Source organism: Pseudovibrio sp. W74, from assembly GCF_001623085.1.
In the GTDB taxonomy this organism is placed as follows: domain Bacteria; phylum Pseudomonadota; class Alphaproteobacteria; order Rhizobiales; family Stappiaceae; genus Pseudovibrio.
Map to the genome: position 1 here is coordinate 244 of NZ_LMCJ01000058.1, position 399 is coordinate 642.

A 399-nucleotide genomic window follows, 5' to 3' on the forward strand; every position below is an offset into this window, starting at 1 on the left:
TGTTGAATGAACCGCACGACATTGAGCTTTCGACGGCCCGCTGGCGAGCGGGAGGTTCGAAACCTGAGTCAGACAGGCGAGTTTATTCCCCCCCGAAGGAGGTGTTGTATTCACCGCCCTCCCGCTCATAGCAAAGGGTTTGCACCTTTAGAAAAAAGGCACAAAAAATCCGCTAGTTGACGGGAGCGGTAGCCGCTTTTCAGAGGTTTCTACGCCTCACATATGAATGTGGAATGGAACCGTGCCTCTGTCAACGAAAAGTTGCAGAAGAAGGCGGAGGTGTTGCCCCAAGGATACGCTGATGACGCCCACCACGTCATCCCGCACAAGCACAGCGCGATGCGGCAACTGTGTTTATGCATTGAATGGAACACCATCTCTGAGGAGTGCATTGGCTGT